This is a genomic window from Croceicoccus pelagius (genome assembly GCF_001661915.1).
GTDB classification, from domain to species: Bacteria; Pseudomonadota; Alphaproteobacteria; order Sphingomonadales; family Sphingomonadaceae; genus Croceicoccus; species Croceicoccus pelagius.
Window position 1 is genome coordinate 112,290 of sequence record NZ_LYWY01000032.1, and the last position, 20,001, is coordinate 132,290.

At 62.4% G+C, this 20,001-nt stretch carries 20 protein-coding genes; 11 read left to right on the plus strand and 9 right to left on the minus strand.

Annotation, left to right across the window (positions count from 1 at the left end):
- A complete protein-coding gene (locus A9D15_RS06130) occupies positions 1–492 on the minus strand; it encodes a GspH/FimT family pseudopilin (protein WP_066763084.1) in 492 nt (163 codons plus the stop codon).
- A 78-nt stretch (positions 493–570) separates the two neighbouring features.
- On the opposite strand from A9D15_RS06130, the gene A9D15_RS06135 reads away from it, so the two are divergent.
- The gene (locus A9D15_RS06135) at positions 571–1,203 is read left to right on the plus strand and encodes a prolyl hydroxylase family protein (protein WP_066763086.1); all 633 of its coding nucleotides are present in this window, start codon (positions 571–573) and stop codon (positions 1,201–1,203) included.
- Positions 1,200–1,748, plus strand: a complete 549-nt coding sequence (locus A9D15_RS06140; RefSeq protein WP_066763091.1) for a GNAT family N-acetyltransferase — start codon at positions 1,200–1,202, stop codon at positions 1,746–1,748. The genes A9D15_RS06135 and A9D15_RS06140 overlap by 4 nt, the downstream gene beginning before the upstream one ends.
- Positions 1,749–1,752: 4 nt before the next feature.
- Here A9D15_RS06140 and A9D15_RS06145 read toward each other — a convergent pair whose 3' ends face one another.
- Genes A9D15_RS06145 through A9D15_RS06165 form a run of 5 tightly spaced genes read right to left on the minus strand, consistent with a single transcriptional unit; the run spans position 1,753 to position 4,133 of the window.
- A complete protein-coding gene (locus A9D15_RS06145) occupies positions 1,753–2,049 on the minus strand; it encodes a putative quinol monooxygenase (RefSeq protein WP_066763093.1) in 297 nt (98 codons plus the stop codon).
- Positions 2,050–2,051: 2 nt separating this feature from the next.
- On the minus strand, positions 2,052–2,354 hold the full coding sequence (locus A9D15_RS06150; RefSeq protein WP_066763094.1) for a putative quinol monooxygenase: 303 nt from the start codon (positions 2,352–2,354) through the stop codon (positions 2,052–2,054).
- Positions 2,355–2,368: 14 nt separating this feature from the next.
- Entirely contained in the window at positions 2,369–2,917 is a 549-nt protein-coding gene (locus A9D15_RS06155) for a nuclear transport factor 2 family protein (RefSeq protein WP_066763095.1), read from the minus strand.
- Positions 2,914–3,528: a nuclear transport factor 2 family protein gene (locus tag A9D15_RS06160; RefSeq protein WP_066763096.1), complete on the minus strand. Its 615-nt coding sequence runs from the start codon at positions 3,526–3,528 to the stop codon at positions 2,914–2,916. Before A9D15_RS06160 ends, A9D15_RS06155 begins: the two co-directional genes overlap by 4 nt.
- Positions 3,525–4,133 carry a nuclear transport factor 2 family protein gene (locus A9D15_RS06165; protein WP_082924323.1) on the minus strand — a complete coding sequence of 203 codons (609 nt, stop codon included), beginning with the start codon at positions 4,131–4,133 and terminating at the stop codon, positions 3,525–3,527. The genes A9D15_RS06160 and A9D15_RS06165 overlap by 4 nt, the downstream gene beginning before the upstream one ends.
- A gap of 232 nt (positions 4,134–4,365) precedes the next feature.
- On the opposite strand from A9D15_RS06165, the gene A9D15_RS06170 reads away from it, so the two are divergent.
- The 3 genes from A9D15_RS06170 (at position 4,366) to A9D15_RS06180 (ending at position 10,580) form a co-directional block, all read left to right on the plus strand.
- Positions 4,366–6,870, plus strand: coding sequence for a TonB-dependent receptor (locus A9D15_RS06170; RefSeq protein ID WP_066763525.1), 2,505 nt, complete (start codon positions 4,366–4,368; stop codon positions 6,868–6,870).
- 159 nt (positions 6,871–7,029) lie between these two features.
- Positions 7,030–8,412: an aromatic ring-hydroxylating oxygenase subunit alpha gene (locus A9D15_RS06175; protein WP_066763099.1), complete on the plus strand. Its 1,383-nt coding sequence runs from the start codon at positions 7,030–7,032 to the stop codon at positions 8,410–8,412.
- Between the two features lie 29 nt (positions 8,413–8,441).
- Positions 8,442–10,580, plus strand: coding sequence for a PQQ-dependent dehydrogenase, methanol/ethanol family (locus tag A9D15_RS06180; RefSeq protein ID WP_066763100.1), 2,139 nt, complete (start codon positions 8,442–8,444; stop codon positions 10,578–10,580).
- A 64-nt stretch (positions 10,581–10,644) separates the two neighbouring features.
- Here the strand turns inward: A9D15_RS06180 and A9D15_RS06185 are convergent, their stop codons facing one another.
- Together A9D15_RS06185 and A9D15_RS06190 are read right to left on the minus strand one after the other, a co-directional pair.
- Positions 10,645–11,106 (minus strand): nuclear transport factor 2 family protein, encoded by a 462-nt coding sequence (locus A9D15_RS06185; RefSeq protein WP_066763105.1) that lies wholly within the window; start codon positions 11,104–11,106, stop codon positions 10,645–10,647.
- Between the two features lie 64 nt (positions 11,107–11,170).
- Positions 11,171–11,911 (minus strand): TetR/AcrR family transcriptional regulator, encoded by a 741-nt coding sequence (locus A9D15_RS06190; protein ID WP_229660305.1) that lies wholly within the window; start codon positions 11,909–11,911, stop codon positions 11,171–11,173.
- A 283-nt stretch (positions 11,912–12,194) separates the two neighbouring features.
- On the opposite strand from A9D15_RS06190, the gene A9D15_RS06195 reads away from it, so the two are divergent.
- Positions 12,195–14,462, plus strand: coding sequence for a TonB-dependent receptor (locus tag A9D15_RS06195; protein WP_229660306.1), 2,268 nt, complete (start codon positions 12,195–12,197; stop codon positions 14,460–14,462).
- 90 nt (positions 14,463–14,552) lie between these two features.
- On the opposite strand, the gene A9D15_RS06200 is transcribed toward A9D15_RS06195, so the two are convergent.
- Positions 14,553–16,067: a 2OG-Fe(II) oxygenase family protein gene (locus tag A9D15_RS06200; RefSeq protein WP_066763107.1), complete on the minus strand. Its 1,515-nt coding sequence runs from the start codon at positions 16,065–16,067 to the stop codon at positions 14,553–14,555.
- Between the two features lie 17 nt (positions 16,068–16,084).
- On the opposite strand from A9D15_RS06200, the gene A9D15_RS06205 reads away from it, so the two are divergent.
- Genes A9D15_RS06205 through A9D15_RS06225 form a run of 5 tightly spaced genes read left to right on the plus strand, consistent with a single transcriptional unit; the run spans position 16,085 to position 20,000 of the window.
- Complete coding sequence (locus A9D15_RS06205; RefSeq protein ID WP_066763109.1) at positions 16,085–16,402, plus strand: putative quinol monooxygenase; 318 nt, start codon at positions 16,085–16,087, stop codon at positions 16,400–16,402.
- Positions 16,399–17,190: an SDR family NAD(P)-dependent oxidoreductase gene (locus A9D15_RS06210; protein WP_066763111.1), complete on the plus strand. Its 792-nt coding sequence runs from the start codon at positions 16,399–16,401 to the stop codon at positions 17,188–17,190. The genes A9D15_RS06205 and A9D15_RS06210 overlap by 4 nt, the downstream gene beginning before the upstream one ends.
- 31 nt (positions 17,191–17,221) lie before the next feature.
- Complete coding sequence (locus A9D15_RS06215) at positions 17,222–17,680, plus strand: cupin domain-containing protein (protein WP_066763112.1); 459 nt, start codon at positions 17,222–17,224, stop codon at positions 17,678–17,680.
- Complete coding sequence (locus A9D15_RS06220) at positions 17,677–18,978, plus strand: M24 family metallopeptidase (RefSeq protein ID WP_066763114.1); 1,302 nt, start codon at positions 17,677–17,679, stop codon at positions 18,976–18,978. The genes A9D15_RS06215 and A9D15_RS06220 overlap by 4 nt, the downstream gene beginning before the upstream one ends.
- 17 nt (positions 18,979–18,995) lie before the next feature.
- Positions 18,996–20,000, plus strand: coding sequence for a thiamine pyrophosphate-dependent dehydrogenase E1 component subunit alpha (locus A9D15_RS06225; protein WP_066763116.1), 1,005 nt, complete (start codon positions 18,996–18,998; stop codon positions 19,998–20,000).
- Position 20,001 lies beyond the last annotated feature (1 nt).

The window sequence follows — 20,001 nt, forward strand, 5'->3', positions numbered from 1 at the left end:
TCATGTTCCGGAAACGGCGACCTCGCCGTTTCGGCGCACGATTACGACCATCGCGTTGCCGTCATGTGACAGCGTGACGCGCAAGTCCTCGCTCGCAAGGCCGAGCGGGTCGAAGATCACGCGGCGATTGGCCGGCGCGTTGTCGCCCTGCCCCGCGATGGCGGCCCGCGTGTCCTTGTCCCAGTCGGTCGCGGTCAGCGACTTGCCGTCGAGCGGGGTCCAGCGCCCGTCGACGCGGCGTTCGAAATAATAGCCTGCCGGGCCGACGACGGCAGAAACCGATGCGGACGTCGAGATCGCCTCGTTACGCGCGGCAATGGTGCGGGCGGCGAACTTTTCCGCCTCGCGCCGCAAGTCGCCTGCGCCGCTGGGCATGGCGAGAACGGCGGCCCCTGCCATCAGCGCGATGACGAAAAGCACGACCATGAGCTCGACCAGCGAGAAACCGTTGGGTTTCGGGCGGCTTGCAGGAACGGTTTGGCGGCGCGTCATGACGGACCAAGCCTATGCGCCAGCCGCGATGCGCCTGCAAGCTTGGCGCGCGGGCGGCCATATTCTAGAGGCTGGGCCATGCAGGATTTCGGTCAACCGGTCACCGCCCACGTCAGCACCTGGCCCGGGATGCAACGCGTCCCATCTCCCAAAGTGGAGCTGTTCACCGTGCGCGACTTCGTGCCCGAGGACATGCGCGCCGAATTGATGGACCTGATCGATGCGAACCGCCGCCCCTCGACCATCGCGGACCCGAACGGCGACGACTATTTCCGGACCAGCGAGACATGCGACCTGCCGCCCGCAGCCGACGTCGTGCACCGCCTGCGCGACCTGTTCACGCAAGTTTCCGGCATCGACCTTGCCTATGCCGAACCCTCGCAGGGACAGCGCTACGCCGTGGGGCAGGAGTTCAAGAACCATACCGACTATTTCGAGCCGTCGGGTGCGGACTTTGAAAAGTACTGCGCGGTCGCCGGACAGCGTACCTGGACCTTCATGGTTTATCTTAACGAACCCGAAGCCGGCGGCGCGACGCGGTTCAAGGCAGTGAACAAGACGTTCCAGCCCGACGCCGGCCGACTGGTGTGCTGGAACAACATGCGACCCGACGGTCGCCCCAATCCAGCCACGCTCCATCACGGGATGAAGGTCCGCAAGGGAACCAAATACGTCATTACGCAGTGGTACCGTGAAAAGGAGTGGAAATGAGAAACCCGGGAAAACCGGTCCTTCACGGAGAGAGGATCACTTTAAGACCCGTCACAGCCGACGATGCGGACGTCATGTTCGCAGGGTTGGAGGACGAAGAATCGAATCGCCTGACCGGCACGCACGAGATTTTCACCGCCAAGCGCGTGGAAAAACATTGCGCGATGGTGGCCGCAGCCGAAGATCGCTGGGACTACGCCATCGAAATCAATGGAAAGATGGTCGGCGAAGTTGTCTTGAACGAGATCGACTGGGACAACCAGTCCGCCAGCATCCGCATCGTCATTTGGGAGCCTGCATCGCGCAATACAGGCCTTGGCACCGAAGCGATGCGCCTTTTGACGAAGTTCGGGATCGAGGAAGTCGGCCTGCACCGCATCGAGCTTGGCGTCTATGCCTTCAATCCGCGCGCGATCCGGTCCTACGAAAAGGTCGGCTACAAGCTGGAAGGCACCCGTCGCGATGCCCTTTACTGGGATGGCGAGTGGATCGATTCCTTTACGATGGCAGTGCTCGCCCCCGAGTGGGAGGCGAGCGCAGCCTGATCGGTTAGCCGAGCGAGCGGAAGAAGCTCAGCTGCATGTCTTCCGCCAGGCAGTCCAGAATCGGCGGAACCAGCCGGTCGTGGAAGTCGATGGCCATGTGCTTTTCGAAGGCGGCGTCGTCCTTGAACGTGGCGACGACATTGAATGTATCGGGGTCGTCGTCCGATTGCAGGAGCTCATAGACCTGCGCATCGGGCTCGTGCTGGAAGACGAGACCCTTCAGTTCGGCCTGAAGCGCGATCATCTCCTCGCGCTTTTCGGGCTTCGTCTTCAGGACGGCGATAAAGCTTTTTGCAGACATGCTCAGCCCTCCGGATGACGGCCCAGGTCGAACAGCAGTTCGCGTTCGTAACTGCCGTCCATGCATGCGATCATGCCGTCGATCAGGGGCTTGTTCTGCGGGTATTCCATGTGCGCCTTGTCCGCCGCTTCGTCGACGAAGCTTTCCAGCACCGCGAACATGCCCGGATCGCCCAGCCGGAAGAACTGGAAGTGCAGCGTGCCCGGTTCATCCGGTGCCTGCTTTTCCATCTTGCGGGCAAGGTCGATGAACTCGTCCTGCTTGTCGTCCCGCACCTTAAAGCGGGACAGGAAAGAATATGCCATTTACCAGGCTCTCCTCAGCCGTGTCTTCTGTTCTCGTGATAGGTCTGCCAGCTTTCCAGCTTTTCGGGAAAGTCGGCAGGTCCGGGCGTGTCATAAGCCATGTTGCGATCCTCGCGCAGAAGGATGTCGGGGTATTCGGACACCGGCACGTAATAGAGGAACTGGATCGTGCGTTCGGCAAACCTCCAGCCGTGGTCGGTCTTCCGGTACTTGTCGGCATAACGGATGGCGGTGACCATCATCATGCCCTTGCGTTTGAGTTCGGCATGGCCGGAAACGCGGCCCGTGGCCTCGGTCTCGCTGACGAAGTCGATCTGGACGTCGTGCATGAAGTGATGGCCGGGGCCCAGCACGTCGAAGCGGCCGTGATACTGGTCGATGATCGCATCGGGGCCCTGTGCGTGCATCACTCCGTCGGCGGACTGGATCACGCCGTCTTCGGTGAACAGGTCGCGCACCGCCTCGATGTTCCGGTCGTCGATGTCGAAACAGTAGTGCGCGATCAGCTGGCGAATTTCCGATTCCGCCTCCAACCGCGCGAGGCGTTTCTCGATATCGCTCATCCATGTGCTCCTTCAATATAGCGCGAGTTGGCATAGACCGGATCGCCCTTCCCCCATTCGCCGATGGGGCGAAGGGTCTGGTGCATGCCCTGTTCCAGGATCTGGTTCGACGGGTGGCTGGCGTTCCAGTCGCTGACGACCATGCGGCGCATGATGCGCCATTCGCCGTCGCGCTTCTCGAACCGGTCGAGATAACGGCCTGCCATCACGAACATTTCATGACCGGCATCAAGGCCGCTGCCCGCCAGTTGTCCGAAATAGCTGGAGCCGAGCATTTCCTCGGCCATCCCGTTACGAACCCGGCAGGCGGAATAGAGGTAGCTTTCGCTTGCCGCATGATCGCCGTCGATCTCGATATCGACGTTGAGCAAGCAATGCGTGCCCATCGTGAAATACTTGGTAATCTCGGAAATGATGAAAGGCACGAACTCGCTCGCCCGCCCCGAGTAGATGCCGTGGATGTCCTCTCCGTCCGGCCAATAGACGGTTTCCATCATGGCGAGGTCTGCACGGTCGAGCGCGCGGCAATATCGCGTCAGGACATCGCCGACATCACGCACCGCGACCAGTTCGGCCAAGCGGTCGCGTGGCGACAGGGTATTGGCAGTCATGGCCGGTTGCCCCAGACCGGATCTCCCGGCCCGCGCTCGCCCAGCGGGCGCAGCGTTGCGAACATGCCCTGGTCAAGGATTTCGTTGGACGGGCGGTTCTCGTTCCAGTCCATCACGACTTCACGGCGGAAGATGCGCCATTCGCCTTCCCGCCGCTCAAACTTGTCGAGATAGCGTCCGCCGAAAAAGAAGTGGTGGTGCGCAGGGTCCAACCCCTTGCCGGCAAAACGCTCCATGTAGCGCGAGCCGAAGATTTCCTCGGCCTTCTCCTCGCGCACCTTGTGATAGGCGAAAAGATAGGTCTCGGTCGCGGCTCGGTCGCCTTCCACCTCCATGTGCACGTTCATGATACCGTGCATCGTGACTTCGAACCATTCCTGGATCTCGCGCACGATGAATTCGGAAAACTCGACCGCATTGCCGTCGAACACCCCGTGCGAATCCGACCCGTCGGGCCAGTAGACGCTTTTCATCAATTCGACGTCTGCGCGGTCCAGCGCGCGGCAATAGCGGGTAAGCACCGAATAGATGTCCCTGCGGGCAAGCAGGTCCTCGATCTCGGCGTCGGATATTGCGGGCGCAGGTGCTGTGGCGCTTTCGGTCATCCTCTTCTCCATCACGGCGTCCCGTTCGTGCGGGATCATTACGAAGGACGATACCGGACCAAAATAAAAAAACAATCATGCATGTTCGTAACTGCGACGAGTTGCTCTTTGGCATCGCCTGAAAAAATTTCACAAGAAAAAAACATTCATGATTGATTGGAAGCTGGCAACGTGCTTCTATCCTCCCCGGCGTTACCCGCAAGATGGCGGGAACCAAGGAGAGGAGCAGGGGATGAAAGCGAGTAATCTCTATCGTACGACGTGCGCCATTGCATTGGCCGCAAGCGTCGCAATGCCGGCCTATGCGCAAGATGCGGACAATCTTGACGGGCCAGAAACAGTACCGGCTGGCCCTGTCGACGAAAGTCCTTCGTCAACTTCGAGCGGCCTTGGCGAAATCATCGTTACCGCAACCCGCCGCGCAACCGACTTGCAGACTACCCCGGTCGCGGTCTCGGCGGTCGATTCCAAGCTGATCCAGCAATCCAACCCGCGCGACGTGGGCGATCTGGCCGCTTTCGTCCCGAACTTCTCCGCAGCGACGATCGCTAACTTCAACGCGGCATCGTTCGCCATGCGCGGCGTCGGCCAGACGTCGATCATCATCTATTACGAACCGCCGGTTGCCGTCCTTGTCGACGACTTCGTGATGCCGTCGGTCCAGACCCAGCTTCTCGACACGTTCGACGTGGAACAGGTCGAAGTGCTGCGCGGACCGCAAGGCACCCTGTTCGGCAAGAACACCACCGGCGGCGCGGTCACCATCCGCACCAAGCGCCCGGAACTGGGGTATGTCGGCATCGACGGACAATTCGAAGTCGGCAGCTGGAACACGATCAACGCCAAGGGCGCGGCCAATGTGCCGATCGGCGACGTGGCGGCCCTGCGCCTTGTCGCGGGCTACGAATCGAACGACGGCTACTACAGGAACGGCGCCTGTTATGGCCCGGTGACCGGTTTCGTGGACAGCAAGTTTCAAGGCGTTTCCGGCTGCCTCGGCGGCGAGAAGCTTGGCGGGCAGAGCGTCATCTCGGCGCGTGCCAAGCTGCTCGTCGAGCCCAGCGACCAGTTCTCGGCGCTGGTGCAGTACGAATATTTCCGTGACGATTCGGACGTCGTCCCCTCGGTCAACGTCAATGACGAGTATACCGGTGATGTTCCGTTCCTCACCGATATCCTCGGCACGATCCGCCCGAACCCGAACAGCAGCGATCCGCTCGACAACGCGGCCTATACGGGCCGCAACGCAGGCGGCCTGAACCTCGGCAAGGGTCAGCGCATCTATGTCGACGGCATCTACGCGAACCTCGAATTCAGCCCCGATTTCGGCACGTTCACGTCCGTGTCGGGCTATCGCTTCCAGCGTTCGCGTATTCCCAACTCATACGCCGGCGCCACCGCGGTCGCGCCTGACGGCACGTACCTTTCGTTCTTCGACGCAAGCCGCGACGACGATCGCAAGACTTGGCAGCAGGAACTGCGCTTCGCCAGCGACCTTGGCGGTCCGTTCGACTTCGTGACCGGCGGTTTCTACCAGAAGGACAAGACCAGCTTCTGCGTCCCGCAGCTGCTCGGCTTCCTCGACCTGACCAGCGGTCCGCTGCCTTTCGGCAACTGGAACGACACGGTCTACACGCTCTGCAACGCGCAGAAGGCGGAATCGAAGGCGGTCTTCTTCGAAGGCACGCTGCAGGCGACCGATCGTCTCTCGATCACCCTCGGCGGTCGCTATACGTGGGAAGACAAGACCTGGTACGGCCGCCAGCAGGCTTTCTATGCTGCGCTGAACGGCGGTTTCGACCTGTCGATCGTCGACCAGATCCGCACCCCGCTCGACGCCAATGTCTTCGACTATCCGGCAAACGTCATTCGCGTGGACGGCAGCTGGAAGGAGCCGACCTGGCGCGGCAGCATCAGCTACGAGATCAACCCGGACGTCTACGTGTACGGTACGTATTCGCGCGGCTTCAAGGGCGGCGGCTTCAACGACCAGGCTGGTAACTTCAACGCCTTCGGCGACGATCTCGACGCCTTCGCCGAGGCCGCGGCACCGACCGATCCCGAAACCGCAGACAGCTTCGAAGCGGGCATCAAGTCCGAGTTCTTCGACAACCGCCTGCGCTTCAACCTCACCGGCTTCTACGTGAAGTACAAGGACCTGCAAAAGCAGCTCAACGTGCCGATCGTAGTCAACGGCCAGCCGAACCAGGTTACCCTGTTCGTCAACGCCGCAGCCGCCGAAGTGAAGGGTATCGAGCTTGAAACCTCGGCCAATCCGTTCGAAGGCTTTACCCTTCGCGGCGTGCTTGGCTACCAGGATGGCAAGTACAAGGAATACGACACGACAGGGGCCGGTTACGACCTCTCCACCGCCCCGCTCGACCGTGCGCCGAAGTGGCAGTGGACTGTCAACGGCACTTATGAAACCGCCGTGTCGTCGGACTTCAACCTCGCCCTCAACGGCTCGGTTGCCTATGTCAGCCGAAACCTGAACACGCAGGCGATCACCGACCCGCAGGGCAATACCTACCTCAATGCCCGGACGCTGGTGAACGGTTCGATCACGCTGAGCGAGGCGGACGACAAGTACTATGTCCGCCTGATCGGCCAGAACCTGACCGACAAGCGTTACAAGGTCGCGATCCAGAACGTGGGCGGCCTGTGGCAGAACGCCCAGTACGGCCCGCCGCGCTACTTCGGCGTGGAAGTCGGCTTCAGCTTCGGCGACCTCCTCTGAGGCGACAGGGCTGAAGGGGCGCCGCAGCCTGCAGCGGCTGCGGCGCCCCTTTAATGATCCAGGCGCTGCAACGATGCTTTCGCTTGCATCAGGACGCGTCGCCAGAAACACAGAACCGGGGTCACAGAACGGGGCAAAGGCATCTTGGAAAGGACAGCCATGACCGAATTGACACTCGACCAGTACCAGCGCGATTGCGTGATTGACCCTGCGCTGAAAGAGGGCGAGCACGGCGCGAAGGTCGACAACGTCGACAACGGCTGCGGCCCGATCTCTCCGGAACGCTATTATGCCGAGGAATGGGCTGAGCTGGAGCGGACGAGGCTCTGGAACCGGGTCTGGAACTGGGCCTGCCGCGAAGAAGACATTCCCGAGCCCGGCGACTATGTCACGTTCGAAATCGCCCGCGAAAGCTTTATTATTACGCGGGGCGACGACATGCGCATCCGCGCTTTCTACAACGTCTGTCCGCATCGCGGGAACCGCCTGGTCACCGACGAGGACGGCGCGCGCCCCGCGGGCTTTGCCTGCCGTTTCCACAACTGGCGCTTTGCCCTTTCGGGCGAAAATATCGAGATCAAGGACCGCGAAACTTTCCGCGAGGAAGCGTTGTGTCGCAACGCCGATTTGCGACAAGCGCGTTGCGAGACGTGGGAAGGTTTCGTCTTCATCAACATGGACAAGGGCGCACCTCCGCTGCGCGAACACCTCGGCCCGCTTGTCGAACATGCAAAACCCTATCGCCTTGCCGACATGCGGATCATGCGACGGGTGCAGGCAGTATGGGAATCGAACTGGAAGATCGGTGTCGACGGCTTCAACGAGGCCTATCATGTTCATTCGATCCATCCGCAGATCCTGCCAATCTTCAACGACTACCACGCACAGATCGACCTCTTCCCCAACGGAATGAGCCGGATGACGACGAAGTTCGCTTACCAGTCGCCCCGCACGCCATCGGGCGAGGATGCGCCTAGCCTCAACCCGGGGCTCAGGATGCTGATGGAGGAGGTCGGCCTCGATCCCGACAGTTTCAACGGCAGCATGGAGGAAGTGCGTCCGGCCATCCAGGCCGCGAAGCGCAAGCGCGCCGAGCGGCTGGGCATCGATTATTCCGGCTTCACCGACAACCAGCTGACCGATGACTGGAATTACGACATCTTTCCCAACATCCAGATGGGGATGCACCCCGAGGGGGTCTCGATGTTATATTTCCGGCCCCACAAGTCGGACCCACGCAAGTTCATCCTCGATGTGATCACCATGATGCACCCGCAGGAAAAGGGCGAGATCAAGCCGCCCGCCTACATGGGTCTTCCCGAAGGATGGGACGTATCGGGCAGACATCCGGCCGAAATCGAAAGGATCGACTGGAAAAAGGGCGGCCTTGGCGAACTTTTCGACCAAGACGCCTCCCTGTTCGCGGACGTACAACTCGGCATGGAAAGCGAAAGTTACGAAGGGGCGATCCTGTCCGAACAGGAACAGCGCATTGCCCACTTCCACGCCGAACTCGAACGCTACCTCGGAATGCGATCCTGAGAATAAAACCCACTGACGAGCGGACACCGATGAACCGACGTTTCCAATGCGCGATACTGGCCTCGGCCGGGCTTTTTCTTGTTTCCGCCTGTGGCGGCTCTGGGGGAGAGGATGCCTCATCCGCCAGTAGCGCGCCCCAGTGGCTGGCCCAGCTTTCCGACAACAGTGACGGCAAGGACTGGCCCGCGTTCGGCCGCACCTATGGCGAACAGCATTTCAGCCCGCTGAGCCAGATCAACGCGGACAATGTGGGCGAACTCGGGCTCGTCTGGGCGGTCGACCTGCCTGCGGGCAATCCCGCCACCGGCCCGATCGCCATCGATGGCACGGTCTATCTCGCCAGCGGCTATTCGGTGGTCCGCGCGATCGATGTCGAAACCGGCAAGGTCAAGTGGACCTACGATCCCGAAGCTCCGCAGGCGTCGGGCGTGAAGCTGCGTCAGGGCTGGGGCAGCCGCGGCATTGCCTATTGGAATCACAAGGTCATCACCGCGACGCAGGACGGGCGGCTGATCGCATTGGACGAAAATACCGGAGAACCCGTCTGGACCACGCAGACCTTCGGCAAGGACGAACTGCGTTTCATCTCCGGCCCGCCGCGCGTGTTCGACGGCAAGGTCATCATCGGCAGCGGCGGTTCGGATTCGGGCCCTGTGCGCGGCCTTGTGATGACATACGACGCAGATACCGGCGAGAAGCTGTGGGAATTCTACACCGTCCCGGGCAATCCCGCCGACGGGTTCGAGAACGAGGCCATGGAAATGGCCGCGAAGACATGGGCTGGCGAGTGGTGGAAGTACGGCGGCGGGGGCAGCGTGTGGAACGCGATGACCTATGATGCCGTGAACGACCAGATCCTGCTCGGCACCGGCAACGGCGCGCCATGGAACCACAAAATCCGCTCTGCCGGTGAAGGCGACAACCTGTTCCTGTGCTCGATCGTCGCGCTCGACGCGAAGACCGGCAAGTACAAGTGGCACTACCAGATCAACCCCGGCGAAAGCTGGGACTTCAACGCCTCGATGGACATGGAACTGGCCGACCTCGTCATCGACGGGGAGCCGCGCCAAGTGGTGATGACGGCCCCCAAAAACGGGTTCTACTACGTCATCGACCGCACCAACGGCAAACTGATCTCGGCAGAGCCATTCGTCGAAGTGACATGGGCCGAGGGCATCGATATCGAGACGGGCCGCCCGATCGAGGCGAAGGGCGTTCGCTACGAAGGCGGCACGACCACCTTCCGCCCTACCCCGCTTGGCGCGCATAGCTGGATGCCGATGGCCTACAGTCCGCAAACCGGCCTGACCTACATCCCCGCCATCGACCTTCAGGTCACGTTCGACGACACCGGCGTCACGGCAGAAAACTTCAAGTGGACGCCCAAAATGGGCCTGTCCCCGGGCGTCGGTTATGCGATCGGCGACGGCGGCAAGAAAGTGACCGGCTGGCTTATCGCGTGGGATCCGGTGAAGCAGGAACCGCGCTGGAAACTGCCGATGGACAAGCATCTTAATGGCGGCATCATGGCGACCGGCGGCAACCTGATCTTCCAGGGCCGTCCCGATGGCGGTTTCAGCGCCTATAACGCGGCGACCGGCGACAGGCTGTGGAACTTCGATGCCAAGGCGGGCGTCGTCGCGCCGCCGATTTCGTACAGCGTGAACGGCAGGCAATACGTCACCGTGATTGCCGGTATCGGCACCAGCGCCGGCCTGTTCGGTCCGATGTTCACCGAATACGGCATCGATTATCATACGCAGAAACGCCGCGTTCTGACTTTCGCACTCGGCGGCAAGATGACGCTGCCCGATAACGAGCCTTACAAGGCAGTCGCCTTCGACGATGCGGACTACAAGGAAAACGCAGCGCTCGCATCCAAGGGCGAAGGCACGTTCAACGCCCGCTGCGCGGTCTGCCACGGCACCGGCGCAATCGGCGGGGGCACGGCGCCCGATCTTCGCACTTCGGCAGCAGCAGCCGATGCCGAAACATTCAAGGCCGTCGTCCATGACGGGATCCTGGTGCCCAACGGAATGCCACAGTTCGAGGAACTGGACGACAAGAGCCTCAACGCACTGCGCCAGTACATCCGTTCGCGCGCAGCGGCCCTGCGCAGCGGGAAGAACGAAAACAACGTGGCTTCGACCATGAAGGCTACGGACTGAGCGTAGAAGCCTTTATCGGTAGAACGGCGCGCCCCTCTCCCTTTGGGCGCGCCGTTCGAAACCCTTATTCCGCGCGCATCGGCCAGGCCGTCATCAGGCGGATCGTCTTGAACTTCCACTTGCCGTCGACGCGGACATATTCGTCGTCATAGCGCCCTATCAGCAGCATCGGATTGTCATGCCCGCCGCGTGTCGCGATCGGTGATCCTTCCTCCTGCCGCGTGACGAAGTCGAGCAGCAGGCAGTGCCCCTTGGCGGTATCGGGGCCGGTCAGTTCGATCGAGTGATTGCCGATGAAATGCACCGTGTCGAGCGGGGCCTTGCAATTCGCCCATGTGGCCCGGAACAGTTCCAGCACCGCCTCGATCCCCGTGATCGCCCCGCCGAAAGCGACGGGGTAATGGCACACGATATCGTCGGCGAAATTGGCGCGCACGGCTGTCTCGTCGATCGTGTCGAAGGCGGTCGAATAATCGCAGCGCAACTGACGGATCTCTTCGCGCGCGATCAGGTCTTCAAGGGTCATCACTCTCTCCATTGTCGTGTTTTTGTGGGATTTCAGGCGCACGCTGTGCAGCATGCGGGGCCGGTCAGACCGACGCGATCCGGTTCAGTTTCTTCTGGATGCCGGCCAGCTTCGCAAGGTAGTCCTCGCGGTGTTCCTCGCGCAGCATGAGCATTGCGCTGCGCAGGAAACAGGCGTGCAGTTCCAGCTTGCATTCCTCACTGCTGGACTGCCCCAGCACCCAGCGGCGATAGACGAGGAATTCGTGCATCACGTGGTCGCGCGCAACGCGTTCGACGTCGAGTTCGTCGCGCACATGGCCGGCCTCGCGCTGAAGTTCGTACCAGCCCATGAAGCGGGAATAGGCAACGCTGGTCAGTTCGCGCACTTCCAGTTGCCGCTGCTCGGTCTCGAACACGAAACCGACGACGACGCGAGCGTAAAGCGTGTCGCGCTCCATCTCGCTGACCATCCAGTCGAGTTCTGAAAAGACCACCGGCAGCGTATAGGTCTGCCCGCGCCGCGCGATGTGTTCGCGCACTTCCTTCATGCGGTCGACGACGGTGGCGGAAATCACGCCGTCCTTGTCGCCGAACAATCGGTAGATCGTGCGCTGTGCGACCCCCGCCTCGTCAGACAACCTGCGGATGGTGAGCGCGGCGACTCCGCCCTCGCCCAGGATGCGGTGTGCGGTGTCGACGATGCGCGTACGGCGCTCCCGCATGGCCGGAGACGTGTAACGCCGGCGAGCGGGCTTCACTTTTTCGCCCTGAGTCTCCTGCACTGCAACATCGCCTGTCGGCACGATCGTCATTCCCCGTTTCACGACGTTTCTAATCCCATCGGGAGCAGTCAGGCAAATCGACATCACAACTCCCTTTCGCCATTGCGGCATAAACTAAACATACATGATTGTATTTTTTATCTTCACAAAAATGATCACATGCGTTCATTTATTGGACAGGCGAACAGCGCCGCACTGATTCGAGCCGCCAGCGACAGACATGGTGGCCGGAATGGGAGAGGGTTTGATGATCGGTAAGACACAGGCAAATTGCGCCCTGAAACTGTTGGCGACAGGGCTTCTGACCACGGCAAGCAGTCAGGTAATGGCCCAGACGGCCGCGACCCAGGACACTACGGACAACGAACAACCGCAGGTCCAGCAGGCGCCATCGCGCGATGCAGGGCTTGAGGAAATCATCGTCACCGCACGCCGCGTGACGGAATCACTGCAGGACACGCCAGTCGCGGTGACCGCGTTCACATCGGCGGCAATCGACGACAAGTTTGCGACCGACATTCGCGGCCTTGCAGGCGACGTGCCCAACGTCGTCATCACCAACGTGCCGGGCTTCAACGCGGCCTCGATCGGCATTCGCGGCCAGTCCACCGGCGACATCATTCTAACGTTCGAACCGGCGGTCGCCGTGGTCGTGGACGACTTCGTGCTCGCCCACGTGCAGACGCAGTTGTTCGATCTGTTCGACATCGACCGGATCGAAGTCCTGCGCGGTCCGCAGGGCACTCTGTTCGGCAAGAACACCGTCGGCGGTGTCGTGAACGTCATCACGAAAAAGCCCGAAGCCGGCTTTAGCGGCGAGGTTCGCCTTGGGTATTCGAGCTTCAACACCAAGGACGTGAAGCTCGCGCTCAACATCCCGCTGGCGGACAATCTCTATTTCCGTACGGCAGGTTCGTTCCAGGAAAGCGATGGGTACTACCGCCTGACCAAGAACAACGACGTCGACGGTATCCAGGGCGTGCCTGGCAACGGCCAGCGTTGGGGCGGATCGCGTTACTTCAGCAACCGCGCCAAGCTGCTCTGGGAACCGGGCCCAGCGAGCGAGCTCATGCTGACATACGAAATGCTGCGCGATCGCGGCGATTCGCCGCCGTCGGTGAACGAAACGCCCGAAGGCTTCCTGTTCGATGTGGTCGGCTTCCCCGGCATCCAGACGACAGGGGCCAGCCCTTTCGACACCGGCACCACGCTTTGCGAAGGGTCTGCCACCGATGCGACATGCCCCGGCACGCTCAGTGGCCACAGGGTCGATGTCGACGGCGTGTTCCTTCGCGGTGAGCATGGCATGGACGCAGGCACCGTTACCGTCGTCGGCGGCTGGCGGCGCGTGAAATCGCAGCTGCCTTCCGACTACACCGGCGAGAACGCCTACCTGTTCGTGTCCACCCGCGATGACGTGCGCGAACAGTACAGCGTGGAGGCGCGCTTCTCCTCCGACTTCTCGGACGTGTTCAAATTTACCGCCGGCGGCATGTACTGGGGCCAGACGCTGGACGCGAACGCGACCAGCTTCCTAGGCTTCCTCCGCTTCCTCGGCAGCCCCGGTTCGCTGACCGATCCGAACCTGTCCACCGCCGACTACAAGGTCGATTCCTACGCCGTCTTCGGCGAGGCGGAGTACCAGGTCGCCGACCCGCTCGCAGTGTTCTTCGGTGCCCGTTACACCAAGGAAGAAAAGACCTTCTCGGTCCGCCCGCAGGTGCCGCGCTCGGTCGTCGAAGGTGGGTTCTGGCCGGAATATGGCGACAGCGCCAAGTTCGACCGTCCGACCATTCGTGCCGGTTATCGGTGGGACATCGCGCCGGGCATCAACAACTACTTCACCTACAGCCAGGGCTACAAGTCGGGCGGCTACAACGAACAGGCGATGTCGGCGACATCTGCCCTGCCGTTTGCCGAGGAAACTGCAGACAGCTTCGAACTGGGCCTGAAAACCGAAACTGCCGACCGCCGCCTGCGCGTCAACGTTGCGGGCTTCTACGTGAAGTACAACGACCTGCAGCGCGACGCCGTCGTCCCCTTCATCGACCCGATCACCGGCCTTCCGGGGCAGGAGACGAAGACGACCAACGCCGGCAAGGCCGAGGTCTATGGCCTTGAGGTCGAGCTTTCGGCGAAACCGGTTGCAGGGCTTACGCTGGGCGCTGGCATGGGCTGGCAGAAGGCAAAGTACCTGGAGTTCTTCACCGACGTCGACGGCGACGGCATCAACGACGATGCGTCCTACCTTGGCCTGCGCAATGCGCCGGAACTGACGATGTCGGGCAATATCCGCTACGAATTCCCGCCGATGGACTGGGGCATCGTCGCGGTCACGGCCGACGTGAACTATCAGTCGGAATACGAATCCGTGACGCTCAACGCCGACTATACGCAAGGCGAGGCTCGCACGCTTGTCGGCAGCAGCCTGTCATGGACCGATCCGTCGGAGATGTACCGCATCGCGGTGTTCGGACGGAACCTGCTGGACGAACACTACCGCGTCAGCGCGAACTCGGTCGCGGGTCTGTTCAACTTCACCAACTATGCCCCGCCGCGTTCGTTCGGCATCGAGGGTTCGGCGAAGTTCTGATCGATGGCGCAGGGGCACTCTCCTTCCTCGCGCGCTACCGGTACTCTCCCGGAACGGTCCCGTCGGCCGTTCCGGGAGAGCTCGGCCGCGTCACGAAAGGCTGTGCGCCCGGCCCACGCCCTCTGGCACCAGATCGAAAGCAAAGCTGATCCGATCCTCCTCACCGCCGAAGGGCAGCGTCGCGTGCCACAGGTACGAGGGGAACAGGATCAAGCGTCCCGTTCGCGGGGTGAAAACCTGCAAGGGTTGGGCGTTTCCGCCCAGTTCTTCCGGCAGGACACCGATGCCGAATGCTCCCTCGCGCCCGTCATCGGGGTTGCCGGTGAAGTCGGGGTAGTAGACCCCCGACATCCAGTTCGGCGCGTGGATGTGCGCGCCCACCTCTCCGCCGGGGCGCAGGATCGTGCCCCAGAGCGTGAGAGACCAGTGTTCGGGCAGAGCGCGCAGGAAGGGGTGGTTACCACCCAAGCCGCGCAGCCTGCCTACTTCCGCCGCGAGCCGCTCTCTCGCCAGATCGCCCAGCGCGGCGAGCGCGGGGGTCTGCGCGGCGGCGAGATCGTCGCTCTGCCGGCCCTGCCGCGTGACGAGGCCTTCCGGCTCCTCGGTCAGCGAGGGATGATTGCGAAGCTCGGCGACCAGCGCGGCGTTGAAATCCGCAATCGTTGCGAAACCGGAAACGGCATCGATATCGTGAACGGTCACGAAATGCTCGATGCCCATGAGCTGGGCCTGCGCGCCATGTTCGCCCATCCGGCCCAGCGCAACCGTCGCCATGGCGAGCGGGGTGGTGACCGAAGGGGACGTCGCAAGCATCCGTTCGCACACGGCCAGCGCGTCACGCGGCCTGTCGGCGCGGATCAGGTTGCGGGCAAGGTTGATGCCCAGCGCATGGTTGGGGGCATCGGGATCGAAGCCGCTGCGCAGTGCGGCGGCGGCGGCGGCGAAGTCCCCCGCCTTTTCCTTGAGCAGGCCAAGCTGGTTGGCAGCACGCATATTCGAACCGGCGGCGAGCACTTCTTCCAGCACGCGCATCGCGCCTGCAGCATCGCCGGACTGCGCCAGCGCGTCGGCCATGTTGATCCGCGCCTCGGCCATTGCGGGCCGCGCGCAAATCGCACCGCGATAGGCCTCTACCGCCTCTTCGAAGCGCCCGGCACGGGCGAGCGCGATGCCGCGGTTGTTGCAGAAATCGGCATGGGCGGGATCGTCGACACCAGCCGGATCGAGACGCGCCAGCGCCTCATCATTCCGGCCAGCGGCCAGCAGGCACGAACCCATGTTGGCGATGGTCGCCCCGTGGCGAGGACGCAAGGCCAGCGCGGTCTCGAACGCGGCGAGAGCTTCATCGAACCGGCCCAGCCGCTTCAGCGCGACAGCCAGGTTCTGATGCCGCGAGGGATTGTCCGCATCGGCATCGCGCGCGACGGCAAAAAGGCGAACCGCCTCGTCCCCGCGCCCCGTCCGCTGCGCCACCAGCGCCGCGACAGTCAGCGCCTCGGGATCGTCCGGCGCTTCGCCCAGCAGACGCTCTACCAACGGCACCGCATCGCCCGGCCTGGGCCCTTGGGCGAGGCGTGCTGCCTCGGCCAGCAAGTTATCGTCCATTTCGAAAGGCCCCTCTCATGATCGCAGTCATCATGCATTTTCGCACGAAGCCGGACAAGACGGAGCGCTTCGTCGAACTGGCCACCCAGCTTCAGGCCGACGTCCGCGCAAACGAGCCGGACACGCTTCATTTCCAGATCCTGCGCTCGCCCGAAGACCCGAACGTCTTCGCCTTCTACGAAACGTTCCGCGATCGCGCGGCGCAGAAAGCCCACGCCCAAATGCCCTATCACGTCGCAATGTCCGACGAGGGCTGGTCCTGCATCGACGGCGACGTCGACATCCGCAGCTTCGACCTTCTGGGTGAACCACACGTAAAAGGAGTCCACGCATGATTTCATCGCTTGAAGGACGGGTCGCACTCGTCACCGGTTGCACTGGCGGTATCGGCCGTTCGATCTGTCAGGCCCTGGCCGAAGTGGGGGCCACCGTCGTCGGCGCGGATCTTCCCGCCGATGGCGGCGACTGGGCCGACGACATCGCCAAGTCGGACTACATCCAACTGAACGTCACGGACGAAGCTTCGTGGGAAGCGGCGATCAAGCATGTCGAAGAAAAGCACGGCCGTCTCGACACGCTGGTCCACGTGGCCGGCATCGTCGTGGTCGACAAGCTTGAGACGACATCGCTGGCCGACTGGCGCAAGCAGATGGCGGTCAACGTCGACGGGGTGTTCCTCGGTTCGAAGGCGGCGGTGCAGATCATGAACCGGACAGGGCAGGACTTGCCGCACGGCGCTTCGATGATCGTGATCTCGTCGGTCGCAGGCCTGATCGGATCGCCGCTCCACACCGGATACTGCGCATCGAAGGCTGCGGTGAACATGTTCGCCAAGGCCGCTGCGCTCGAATTTTCGGCGCTTGGCTACAAGGTCCGGTTCAACTCGATCCACCCCAGCGGCGTGAAGACCGGAATGGTCGATCACATCTTCCAGCGCTTCGTCGACTGCGGCTTTGCCGAAACGGTCGAACAGGTAGCCGAAGGCATGGCACCCGCACACCCCATCGGCCGGATGGCCGACCCCATCGACATCGCCAAGGCCGTCCGTTTCCTCGCGTCTGACGAGGCCGGTTACATGCACGGATCCTCGCTGGTCGTGGATGGCGGTTTTACGGCGCAATGACGCGACAAAACGACACCCGAGGAGAGCAGCAATGACCGAACACAATCCCGGCAAGCTTGGCGATCTGATCGTCAACATCAACGACTGCAAGGAAGTGGAACTGGGTACCGGCACCACGATCCGTCTCCTGCGCTACAGCGAGGAAACGGGAGACTGGGTGCTCTGGGTCAAGATGGAGCCCGGCGCGACGTTCGCCCCGCACTGGCATCTGGGCCACGGTCAGTATTTCGTCACCAAGGGCGAACTGATCTACGACGTCGGCTCCGCGCCCGAAGGTACCTATGGCTACGAACCAATCGGATCGCGCCACAGCGAAGCGCGCTGCGAACAGGTGACCGAATACCTCTTCATGGGCCACGGCGCGGTCGCCTTCCTCGATGACGATGGCGAGATCCGCTTCATCCTCAACCACGAATTCCTGCGCGATGTTGCGCGCGGCGAAGTCGTCTCGAACGTGGCGAACGAGGGCCTTGAGGAGGCAGCCGAATGACCGAGCCGAACAACCCTCGGGCGGAGCGGCTGCGGCGCATGATGGGTGAGGAGGGTTACGACGCAGTCGTGCTCTCCCACCCGCACGACGTGCGCTATGCGGTCGGCTACCACTCGATCCTCGAACGCTGGGGCCAGATGGAAGCAATGGCGGCCGCCATCGTCTATGCCGATCCGGCCAAGCCACTCACTCTCGTCATTCCCGAGGCGAACCTCGGCCTTGTCGCGGTGCTGAACCAGGACGGTCCGGCCTGCACCTTTGCTGAAATCCGCACGTTCGAGATGCTGAACTTCTGCGAGGTCAGCCGCTATCTCGACCCCGACCGCGATGCGGGACAACTGGGCGAAGACGCGATGGCAATGGCGGACCTAATCAAGGGATCGTGCCAGCCGGACATCGCCGCCGCCGTTGCCTCGGCGCTTGCCGACAACGGCATGGCCGGCAAACGCATCGGGTTCGACGAACACCGCATGTCGGCGCGCATTTCGAACCGCGTTCCGCACGAATATTCGGACGTTCTGGATTTCATGATGCGCGTGCGCGTGGTGAAGACGGCCGAAGAACTGGATCGCTATCGCAAGGTCGGCAAGCTGGCCGACCGGATCATCGAATTTGCCGGAGGCGTCCTTTACGAAGGCGCGGACTGGAACGACGTGCAGGCGAAGATCTGCGACTTCATGGTCCGCAACGAAGTCATCCCCGTCGACGAAGGTGCGATGCTGTTCGGCGGCGCGTACGAGCAGGACGAGTTCATCCCCGACCTGTTCCGCACGCGCGGTAACCGTTCGCTGCGCAAGGGCGACATCGTGATTCTGGAAACGCAGGGCATCCACGACGGCTTCTGGGTCGACATCAACCGCACCGCCGTGATCGGCCCGCCGAGCGAGGAATACCAGCACCAGCACGACGTGCTGCGCGATGCCTTCGTGAAGATGGTGGACCAGCTTCGCCCTGGCATGAGCACTGCCGACCTGCCCGCCATCGGGTACGAGCACCTGAAGGCCAATGGCGTCGCCACGCCGGAAAAGCTGTTGGTGGTCGCACATGGCATCGGGCTCATGCCGCTCGAAATTCCGCTGCCTTATCCGGCTGCCGGTCTTGCCGGTGTGAAGGAAGGCTTCGTACTTGAAGAAGGCATGCTGCTCTCGCTCGACAGCCTCTACTTCGGTGCGAAAGTCGGGCCCTGCCACATGGAAAACGTCTACGCGATCACCTCGGGCGCGCCCGAGCCGATGTACGACGCCCCGCTTGAACTGATCGTCGCGCCACTGGCCGCCGAGACAGAGCCCGCGGAATAAGAACAAGAGGACGAGAGATGACCACCACAGGCGAAAACGATCCGCGTCTCGAAAAATACCGGCGCATGCAGCGCATCCGCCAGTTCGAGGCAAAAGCGGAGAAGATCCATGCCGACGGGGAAATTCCCGGCGCGCTCCACACTTACGCGGGCATGGAAGCATCGGGCGTAGGCGCATGCATGGCCTTGCGTGACGACGATTACATGGTCGGCAACCATCGCAGCCACGGCCACCCTATCGCCAAGGGCGCAAAATTGCGCCCCTTGATGGCCGAACTGCTCGGCAAGAAGACCGGCGTGTGCAGCGGCAAGGGCGGTTCAATGCACTTGTCCGATTTCTCGATGGGCAGCCTTGGCGAAACCTCGATCGTCGGATCGGGAGGACCGGTTACGGCAGGCGCGGCGCTGGGCGCGAAGCTGCAGGGGCTGGACCGCGTGGCGCTCTGCTTCTTCGGTGACGGGGCCAGCAGCGAAGGCGCGATCCACGAAGGCATGAACCTTGCCGCCGTCTGGTCGCTGCCCGCGATCTTCGTGTGCGAGAACAACCGCTTCGGCATGTCAACGCCCACCAGCGACGCGGTAGCGGGCGAGAACGTCGCCGACCGTGCCCACGGCTATGGCATCCCCGGCGTGATCGTGGACGGTCAGGACGTCGACGCGGTCGAGGCCGCAGTACGCGAGGCAGTCGACCGCGCGCGGGCCGGAAAGGGTCCGACGCTGATCGAGACCAAGACCTACCGCTATGGCGACCACGCCGTGAACATGGGCCGCGAGCTTACCCCGCGCGGGCCGGAGCATGACGACTGGGTCAAGCGCGACCCGATCACGATCTATCGCCAGCGGCTGATCGAGGCGGGCGTCACCGAGGCCGATCTCGACGCCATCGACAAGACGATCGCCGACGAGGTCGCAGACGCACTCCAGTTCGCGCGCGACAGCGAATACCCCGTCTTCGAGGAAGCCTTCGACGACGTCTTCGTCGATCGCGTTCCCATCCCCGCCGAAGTCCAGGCCCACGCCTGAG

Bases quoted from the DNA above. Each gene is read 5' to 3' on its own strand.
- A9D15_RS06180 (WP_066763100.1), top strand. From the start codon at position 8,442: ATGAACCGACGTTTCCAATGCGCGATACTGGCCTCGGCCGGGCTTTTT.
- A9D15_RS06220 (WP_066763114.1), top strand. From the start codon at position 17,677: ATGACCGAGCCGAACAACCCTCGGGCGGAGCGGCTGCGGCGCATGATG.
- A9D15_RS06130 (WP_066763084.1), bottom strand. From the start codon at position 492: ATGACGCGCCGCCAAACCGTTCCTGCAAGCCGCCCGAAACCCAACGGT.
- A9D15_RS06135 (WP_066763086.1), top strand. From the start codon at position 571: ATGCAGGATTTCGGTCAACCGGTCACCGCCCACGTCAGCACCTGGCCC.
- A9D15_RS06175 (WP_066763099.1), top strand. From the start codon at position 7,030: ATGACCGAATTGACACTCGACCAGTACCAGCGCGATTGCGTGATTGAC.
- A9D15_RS06225 (WP_066763116.1), top strand. From the start codon at position 18,996: ATGACCACCACAGGCGAAAACGATCCGCGTCTCGAAAAATACCGGCGC.
- A9D15_RS06160 (WP_066763096.1), bottom strand. From the start codon at position 3,528: ATGACTGCCAATACCCTGTCGCCACGCGACCGCTTGGCCGAACTGGTC.
- A9D15_RS06170 (WP_066763525.1), top strand. From the start codon at position 4,366: ATGAAAGCGAGTAATCTCTATCGTACGACGTGCGCCATTGCATTGGCC.
- A9D15_RS06185 (WP_066763105.1), bottom strand. From the start codon at position 11,106: ATGACCCTTGAAGACCTGATCGCGCGCGAAGAGATCCGTCAGTTGCGC.
- A9D15_RS06140 (WP_066763091.1), top strand. From the start codon at position 1,200: ATGAGAAACCCGGGAAAACCGGTCCTTCACGGAGAGAGGATCACTTTA.
- A9D15_RS06150 (WP_066763094.1), bottom strand. From the start codon at position 2,354: ATGGCATATTCTTTCCTGTCCCGCTTTAAGGTGCGGGACGACAAGCAG.
- A9D15_RS06165 (WP_082924323.1), bottom strand. From the start codon at position 4,133: ATGACCGAAAGCGCCACAGCACCTGCGCCCGCAATATCCGACGCCGAG.
- A9D15_RS06205 (WP_066763109.1), top strand. From the start codon at position 16,085: ATGATCGCAGTCATCATGCATTTTCGCACGAAGCCGGACAAGACGGAG.
- A9D15_RS06155 (WP_066763095.1), bottom strand. From the start codon at position 2,917: ATGAGCGATATCGAGAAACGCCTCGCGCGGTTGGAGGCGGAATCGGAA.
- A9D15_RS06215 (WP_066763112.1), top strand. From the start codon at position 17,222: ATGACCGAACACAATCCCGGCAAGCTTGGCGATCTGATCGTCAACATC.
- A9D15_RS06210 (WP_066763111.1), top strand. From the start codon at position 16,399: ATGATTTCATCGCTTGAAGGACGGGTCGCACTCGTCACCGGTTGCACT.
- A9D15_RS06145 (WP_066763093.1), bottom strand. From the start codon at position 2,049: ATGTCTGCAAAAAGCTTTATCGCCGTCCTGAAGACGAAGCCCGAAAAG.
- A9D15_RS06200 (WP_066763107.1), bottom strand. From the start codon at position 16,067: ATGGACGATAACTTGCTGGCCGAGGCAGCACGCCTCGCCCAAGGGCCC.
- A9D15_RS06195 (WP_229660306.1), top strand. From the start codon at position 12,195: ATGGCCCAGACGGCCGCGACCCAGGACACTACGGACAACGAACAACCG.